Source organism: Streptomyces sp. NPDC058674 (assembly GCF_042716505.1).
Taxonomy (GTDB): Bacteria; Actinomycetota; Actinomycetes; order Streptomycetales; family Streptomycetaceae; genus Streptomyces.
This window is the reverse complement of sequence record NZ_JBHXSC010000126.1, coordinates 1-7,275: the sequence shown is the minus strand read 5'-3', so window position 1 is coordinate 7,275 and position 7,275 is coordinate 1. Positions and strand designations below refer to the sequence as shown.

At 78.4% G+C, this 7,275-nt stretch carries 6 protein-coding genes; 2 read left to right on the top strand and 4 right to left on the bottom strand.

All coding sequences use genetic code 11. The features are described from left to right. Window positions 1-5 precede the first annotated feature (5 nt). Window positions 6-488, bottom strand: a complete 483-nt coding sequence (locus tag ACFWU6_RS33335; protein ID WP_383985193.1) for a hypothetical protein — start codon at window positions 486-488, stop codon at window positions 6-8. A gap of 215 nt (window positions 489-703) precedes the next feature. On the opposite strand from ACFWU6_RS33335, the gene ACFWU6_RS33330 reads away from it, so the two are divergent. Then, window positions 704-2,143 (top strand): regulator, encoded by a 1,440-nt coding sequence (locus tag ACFWU6_RS33330; RefSeq protein ID WP_383805686.1) that lies wholly within the window; start codon window positions 704-706, stop codon window positions 2,141-2,143. 54 nt (window positions 2,144-2,197) lie between these two features. On the opposite strand, the gene ACFWU6_RS33325 is transcribed toward ACFWU6_RS33330, so the two are convergent. From ACFWU6_RS33325 to ACFWU6_RS33315, 3 genes are all read right to left on the bottom strand, one after another. Next, window positions 2,198-3,469 carry an NAD(P)/FAD-dependent oxidoreductase gene (locus tag ACFWU6_RS33325; RefSeq protein WP_383985191.1) on the bottom strand — a complete coding sequence of 424 codons (1,272 nt, stop codon included), beginning with the start codon at window positions 3,467-3,469 and terminating at the stop codon, window positions 2,198-2,200. Window positions 3,470-3,646: 177 nt separating this feature from the next. After that, a complete protein-coding gene (locus ACFWU6_RS33320) occupies window positions 3,647-4,534 on the bottom strand; it encodes a TIGR01777 family oxidoreductase (RefSeq protein WP_383805690.1) in 888 nt (295 codons plus the stop codon). A gap of 177 nt (window positions 4,535-4,711) precedes the next feature. Then, window positions 4,712-5,491 (bottom strand): VIT family protein, encoded by a 780-nt coding sequence (locus tag ACFWU6_RS33315; RefSeq protein ID WP_383805692.1) that lies wholly within the window; start codon window positions 5,489-5,491, stop codon window positions 4,712-4,714. 89 nt (window positions 5,492-5,580) lie between these two features. Here ACFWU6_RS33315 and ACFWU6_RS33310 point away from each other — a divergent pair, with 89 nt between their 5' ends. Then, the gene (locus ACFWU6_RS33310) at window positions 5,581-6,735 is read left to right on the top strand and encodes a PP2C family protein-serine/threonine phosphatase (RefSeq protein ID WP_383985188.1); all 1,155 of its coding nucleotides are present in this window, start codon (window positions 5,581-5,583) and stop codon (window positions 6,733-6,735) included. The last annotated feature ends 540 nt before the right edge of the window (window positions 6,736-7,275 follow it).

Genomic DNA, 7,275 nt, shown 5'->3' with positions numbered 1-7,275 from the left:
GCTCCTCAGGGCCCCGGCCGCGAACCGACGCGGGCCCCCGCCGGGACCTGCGCCGACCCGTCGCCGGGGGCTGCGGCCGCAAACCGCTCCGCGTCCGCGGCGACGCCGACGGGGACCGCGGCGGCGGGGACGGCGAGGGGGGCGGAGACGGCGAGGGGGGCGGGGGCCGCCGGATGCGGCTCCGGGGTCTCCGCGGACCGCCCGGCAGGCCCGGGGAGGCCCTCCTCCGGAGGTCCCGGCAGTTGCTTCGGGCGGCGCCGGCCCTTCGGTGGGCGGTCCGGGTCCTCGTCCGCGCGCGGCAGCCGGCGGTGGCCCTCCGAATGGTCGTTCACCCAGCCGCACACCCCGCACGCGTACCGCCCGTCCAGCCCGGCGATGTGGGTCCCGCACCGCCGGCACTCGGCCTCGGTCAGCTCGGGCGCGGGGAGCGGAGCGGTGGACTCGGGGCGCCCCTCGGGGAGGCACGCCGCGGGGGGCCTGCGCGTCATGGGGCGCAGCGTACGCGGGCGGACGGGGTCGGCCCGTCAAGGGGCCCCGCAGATGTCACTCCCGGCCACGGGCGGCCGTCCATCCCGGGGCCTGTTCTGCACACGATCGGATGAATGTGGGACAGACAGGGCGGGACGAGGCGAGTTCGCCGCTACATTCACGCCGTTCACTGGGCCGGGACCCCGGTCCGTCACGTCAGGAGACCGTGGAGCCGATGACGGAACGACCTGCCCAGCGCGTCCCCAACCGGCAGCTCGCGGCGCTGATCGAGGAGGCCGGTTTCTCCAACGCCGGGCTGGCGCGCCGCGTCGACCAGCTCGGCCTGGAGCACGGTCTCGATCTGCGGTACGACAAGACCTCGGTGACGCGGTGGCTGCGCGGGCAGCAGCCGCGCGGCACCACCCCCGCGCTGATCGCCGAGGTGTTCACCAGGCGCCTCGGCCGGCGGCTCTCGGCGCAGGACCTCGGTCTGGACGCGTGCGCGCCCGTGTACGCGGGGCTGGAGTTCGCGGCCACCCCCGAGGAGGCCGTGGACATCGCCAGCGGGTTGTGGCGCAAGGACTCCGGCTCGCACGCCGAGCTACGGAAGATCGCCTTCACCCCGGCCGGGCTGGTCGTGCCGAGCCGGGACTGGCTGATCGGGCGCGCCGACGAGCGGGTGGGGCGGGGGGCCGATCCGGCCGCGTCCAGGATTCCGGTGCAGGGGCGCGCCACGGTGCCCCGGCAGCGGCAGGTCGACCGCGGTCCCGGGCAGCGGGTGACGGGCGGGGACATCGCGGCGCTGCGGTCGGTGGGCGAGCTGTTCCGGACCCTGGACCAGGCCTACGGCGGCGGCCACGCCCGGCAGGCCCTGGTGCGCTACCTGGAGCACGAGGCCGAGCCGATGCTGCGGGGCACCTACGGGGAGGCCACCGGGCGGCGGCTGTTCTCCGCCGCCGCCGATCTGACCCGGCTCGCGGGCTGGACCTCGTACGACATCGCCGCGCACGGGCTGGCCCAGCGGTACTTCGTGCAGGCCCTGCGGCTCGCCCAGGCCGCCGGGGACCGGCCGTACGGCTCGTACGTACTGGTCACGATGAGCCGCCAGGCGGTCTACCTCGGGCACGGCCGCGAGGCCGTGCAGCTGGCCCGGGTGGCCCAGCAGGGCGTCGGCTCCGGGCCGCCGCCGGTGGTGCAGGCGCTGCTCCACTCGGCGGAGGCGCGCGGACACGCCGTGCTGGGCGAGGTCCGGGCGGCCACGGCCTCGCTGGTGCGGGCGGAGCGGGCGCTGGGTGCGGCCCGGCCGGGGGACGACGTGCCGCCCTGGGCGCGCTTCTTCGACGAGGCGCAGCTGGCGGACGACTTCGGGCACTGCCATCGGGACCTCCAGCAGTACCGGGCCTCGGCGCAGCACGCGGAGCGCTCGCTCCAGCTGCGGGCCCCGGGGTACGCCCGGTCGCGGCTGTTCTGCCGGGTGGTGCTCGCCACGGCCCGGCTGGGGCTGGGCGAGCTGGACCAGGCGTGCGCGCTGGGCGCGGAGGCGGCGCAGCAGGCGAGCGAGATGCGGTCGGCGCGGGCGGTGGAGTACGTACGGGACTTCGAGCGCCGGCTGGAACCGTACCGGGACGCCTCGGCGGTGCGGACGTACCGGGACCGGGTGTCGGCGCTGTCCTGACCCGCCCCCCCCAGCGGGCCCGGGCGGGCCGCTGGGGTGCGGGCGCCGGGCGCCTCAGGCCGCCAGCGGAAGGGTCGGTTCCGGGGTGGCCGGGAGGGGGATGCCGAAGTCGCGCAGGACGGCGGTGGCGGCCCGCCGGGCCGAGTGCAGGGCGCCCTGGACGGTGTTGGTGTCGCGGTGGTCCCCGCACACGTACAGCCCGGCCAGGACCCGGACCGGGCGTCGCAGGTCGTGCGGCGGGGGCATCGCGGGGACGGCCTCCGGCGTGTGGTGGACGTCCAGCAGCTCCCACTCCCGGGTCGGGGTCTCGTAGAGCCGGGCCAGGCGCGAGGCGACCGTACGGGTGGGCGGCGGCGGGCCGAGGACGGTGGTGGTGACCAGGCTCCGGCCGGCCGGGGCCCGGGCCGGGTCGACGGCGCTCATCACCGCGGTGTAGGCGACGGGCCAGGCGGGGTCCGCGTCCAGGAGCAGCGAGCCGTCCCAGGGCAGCGGGGCGGCGGTGGCGTGGTGCAGGACGGTGACCTCGTGGAAGGCGGGTACGCGCAGGCCGGGCAGGAGCTCGGCGGCGGCGCGGGCCCCGGTGGCCAGGAGGACGGACCGGCAGCCGAACCGGCCGTGCTCCTCGGTGGTGACCAGGTTGGTCGCCACCGACCGGACCCGGACCCCGGTGTGCACGGTGCCGGGCGGCAGGGCGGCCGCGAGCAGGTCGGGCAGGGCCGCCGCGCCGCCCTCGGGCACGGCGAGCCGGCCGCGGGCGAAGGTGCGCAGGGCCAGGTCGGCGACGCGGCTCGAGGTGGTGAGCTCCGGATCGCGGAGCAGGGCGGCGAGGAGCGGGCGCACGACGCCGTTGACCGTGCGCGGCGGCAGGGTCCGGGTCCGCAGGGCGGCGTGCGCGGTGCGTTCGGGCCGGGCGAGCAGCTTGTCCTCGGACAGGGCGGCGAGCCGGCCCAGGGCGGCGCTGAGCCGGGCCTGGTCGAGGGAGCCGCTGGCCAGGGCCCGGGCGGGGGTGAGCGCCCCGGCCCGGTGCTGCTTGCCGTCGGTGTGGACGAGGACTCCGGGCGCGAAGGGGCGCAGGGTGAGGTCCTCCAGGCCGGGGGTGCGGGCCAGTTCCGTGTAGGCCGTGTTGAGCAGTTGGCCGATCCGGTCCAGCCGGAATCCGTCGGCCGACGTGGTGGCCATCCGGCCGCCGGGGTCGTCGGCGGCCTCCAGGACGGTGACCGTGACCCCTGCTGCGATCAGGTGCTGCGCTGCCGCGAGTCCTGAGACTCCGGCTCCTACGATGACGACGTCCGCATGGTGTGCGGCATGGTGTGAGCTGCTGAGCACGTGCCCCTCCCCGAGGTCGGCGCGGCTGTGTCTCACCGTCCTTCCCCCAACCGGCTCCGGCGGAACCCACGTTGGATGAGGTAATACGGTCGGGTCCGGTCGGACCCGGTCGCATCACGGTCGCATTCGAGTCACGACCGGTCGCACGGCGGTCGCAGCGGTGGCGGGTGCGGTCGCTCAGAGGGCGGCGCGGATCGCCTGCTCGATTCCGGGGTCGCTGAAGACGAAGCCCGACTCCAGCAGCCGGGCGGGCCGCACCCGCTGACTGCCCAGCACGTCCTCGGCGAACTCTCCCAGCGCGACGCGCAGGGCGACGGCCGGCACGGGCAGCACCGCGGGCCGGTGCAGCACCCGGCTCATGGCCTCCGTCACCTGCCGGTTGGTCAGCGGCTCGGGGGCGGTGAGGTTGACCGGGCCGGAGAGGGCCGGGGTGTCGACGAGGTGGCGCAGGGCCGCGACCTCGTCCCGCAGCGAGATGTACGACCAGTACTGGCGCCCGTTGCCGATGCGGCCTCCGGCGCCGGCCCGGAAGATCGGGAACAACCGGCCCCAGGCCCCGCCGTCGCGGGCGACGACCAGGCCGGTACGGGCGTGGACGGTACGGATGCCGGCTGCGGCGGCGGGTTCGGCAGCCGCCTCCCACTCCACGCAGACCGAGGGCAGGAACCCGTGCCCGGCGGGGGCGTCCTCGGTGACCGCGCGGTCGCCGGTGTCGCCGTAGTAGCCGATGGCGGACCCGCTGACCAGGACGGCGGGCGGCTCGTCGAGGGCGGCTGCGGCCCGTGCGACGGCGGCGGTGCCGAGGACCCGGCTGTCGCGGATCTCCCGCTTGTAGGCGGCGGTCCACCGGTGGTCCCCGACTCCCGCTCCGGCCAGGTGCACGACGGCCGCGCAGCCCGCCAGTCCGGCGGGGTCCACCTCCCCCCGCGCCGGGTCCCACCGCGCCTCGTCGGCGGCGGCGGGCGCCCGGCGCACGAACCGGACCACCTCGTGCCCGTCCGCCCGGAGGGACCGTACGAGGGCCTTGCCGATGAGCCCGGTGGAACCGGTGACCGCGATGCGCATGCCTCCATCCTGCCGGTTCGCCCGGCCGCCCCGCCCGAACCACCCCGGCGGCGGCACGAGCGGCACGATCCGCCCGCCCGCCCCCGGCCCGGCGGGGACGCGGACGGGGGCTGGTCGGGGGCGGCCGGGGTCGCGTACTCCGGTCGCGGGCGGGCGTACCCGGGTCGGCCGGGGGGCTCAGGCGGAGGTGCCGAGCACGGTGCCCACCGCGTAGGTCACCGCCATCGCCAGGGCGCCCCCCGCGACGTTGCGCAGCACCGCCCGGCCCGTCGGCGCCCCGCCGAGCCGGGCGCTCACCACCCCGCACAGCGTGAGCGCGGCCAGGACGGCGGCCGCGGTGACCGGCACCCGCGCCGACGGCCCCGGCAGCGTGATCGCCAGCAGCGGCAGCAACGCCCCCACCGTGAAGGCGACGAGGCTGGCCACGGCCGCGTGCCAGGGGTTGGCGAGTTCGTCGGGATTGATGCCCAGCTCCACCCGGGCGTGGGCCTGCAGCGCGTCCCGTTCCGTGAGCTGTTCGGCGGCCTCCCGGGCCAGCTCGCGGCTCAGGCCCCGCGCCGCGAGCAGGTCGGTGAGTTCGTCGAGCTCCGCCGCCGGCTCCTCGGCCAGTTCCCGGCGCTCATGGGCGAGCGCGGCCTGTTCGGAGTCCCGCTGCGAGTGGACGGATACGTACTCCCCCGCCGCCATCGACAGCGCGCCCGCCAGCAGTCCGGCCACGCCCGCCGCCAGGATCGCCGAGCGGGAGGTGGTGGCGCCGGCGACGCCGACCACCAGGCCCGCCGTGGAGATGATCCCGTCGTTGGCGCCGAGCACCCCCGCCCGCAGCCAGTTGAGCCGCGTGCTGATCTCCGCGCTCTGCGAGCCGCCGCCGACCCGGCCGCCACCGGCCCGGCCGCCGCCGTGGGCCGCGCGGTGCGCCCGCGTCGGCGGCCTGCCCGGGGCTTCGTCGTCCGTCACGCCCCCACTGTCCCGGCACGGGCCGCCCGCGGCCACCCGCCGGGCCGGTCCGGGGTGCGCGGGACCCGCCCCGGTACCAGGGTGGAGGGGTGAGACGCGGACGGGAGGAGCCGGGCTGGCTGCGCGGGCAGCCGCCGCCGGTCTGGGCCCGGATCGCCCCCGCCGCGGCCCTGGTCGTGCTGGTCCTCGCCCAGGCGCTCACCCCGGGCGACGTGGAGCTGGGCTTCTTCCTCGCCGCCCTGCCCCCTGTCGCGGCCTTCGCGTACGGGGCGGCGGGCACCGCCTTCTTCGCCGCGCTGGTGCTGGTGCTGCTGGGCGCCCCCGCCCTGGGCGTCGGCCGCGCCCGCGGCTCCGACCTGGCCACCGTGGCCGCGGTCGGGTTGCTCAGCGTGGTCATCGCCTGGGTCCGGCGGCGGCGCGACGCGCAGCTGGTCACCGTACGGACGGTGGCGGAGGCGGCCCAGCTGGCCGTCCTGCCGCCCCTGCCGGACCGGGTCGGTCCCGTCCGCTGCTGCGGGCTGTACCGGGCGGCGCAGCGGGGCACGCTGGTCGGCGGCGACCTCTACGACGTGCGGGCGGGGCCGTACGGGGTGCGGGCGCTGGTCGGGGACGTGCAGGGGCACGGTCTGGCGGCGGTCGCCACGGTGGCCGCGCTGCTCGGGGCGTTCCGCGAGGCGGTGCTGGACGACGCGGAGCTGGCGAAGGTGGCGGCCCGGCTGGACCGGCGGCTGCTGGCCGACACCGCGCAGGCGGCGGATTCCGGGGACCCCCCGGAGCTCTTCGCGACGGCGGTGCTCCTGGAGTTCCCGCCCGGCCTGGACCTGGTACGGATCGTGTCGTGCGGGCACCCGTCCGCCCTCCTCCTGCGCGGTTCGGCGGTCGAGGAGGTGGCGGTGGAGCCGGGGCCGCCGCTGGGGCTGGGGCTTGCCGGGCCGGCCGAGCCGGCGCCGGTGGAGCTGCCGGTGGGCCCCGGGGACCGGCTGCTGCTGTACACCGACGGCGTGACGGAGGCCCGGGACCGGGCCGGGCACTTCTACCCGCTGCCCGCCCGGGTGCCCGTACTGGCGCGGGACCCGGCGGGCCTGGTCCAGGCGGTGTGGCGGGACCTGGCGGCCTTCACGGGCGGCGGCCCCGGCGACGACGTGGCCCTGCTGCTGCTCTCCCCGGACGCCGCCGACGCCGATGCCGCCCCCGGGCCGGCCGACCCGGCGGGCGCGCCGCGCCCGCCGCACCCGCACGGCTGATGCCCGCAGGCCCCCGCGGCCGGAGCCCACAGATCCGCCTGACGCCCATACCGCCGACGCCCGGCCGTCCGGGCGCCGTACGGCCGTAGCCCGCAGGCCCGCCCGACGCCCGCACCGGCGGAGCCGTACGGCTTGCGCCCGCGCACCCGCACGACTGACGCCAGCGGCCGCCGCCCGTACGGCCGGAGCCCGCAGGCCTGCCTGGCGCCCATACCCGTGACGCCCGACCGGCCGGCGCCGTACGGCCGGAGCCCGCGCGCCCGCCCGACGCCCGTACCGGCGGAGCCGTACGGCAGGCCCCCGCGGCTCGCGCCCGCAGGCCCGTAGCCCGCACGCCTGACGCCCGCAGGCCCGCATAGCACCCGTACGGCCGACGCCCCGCCGGCCGGAGCCCGTACGGCCGGTGTGGAGGGTGGCGGGCCGGTCGCCGGAGCGTGCCGGCCGGAGCCCTCCCCCCGGCCGGGGGGGCCCGCCCGCCCCCGCCCCCGCGGGGGGGGCGGAAGGGCCGGATCCGCGGCCGGCCCCCCGACGGGGGGGCGA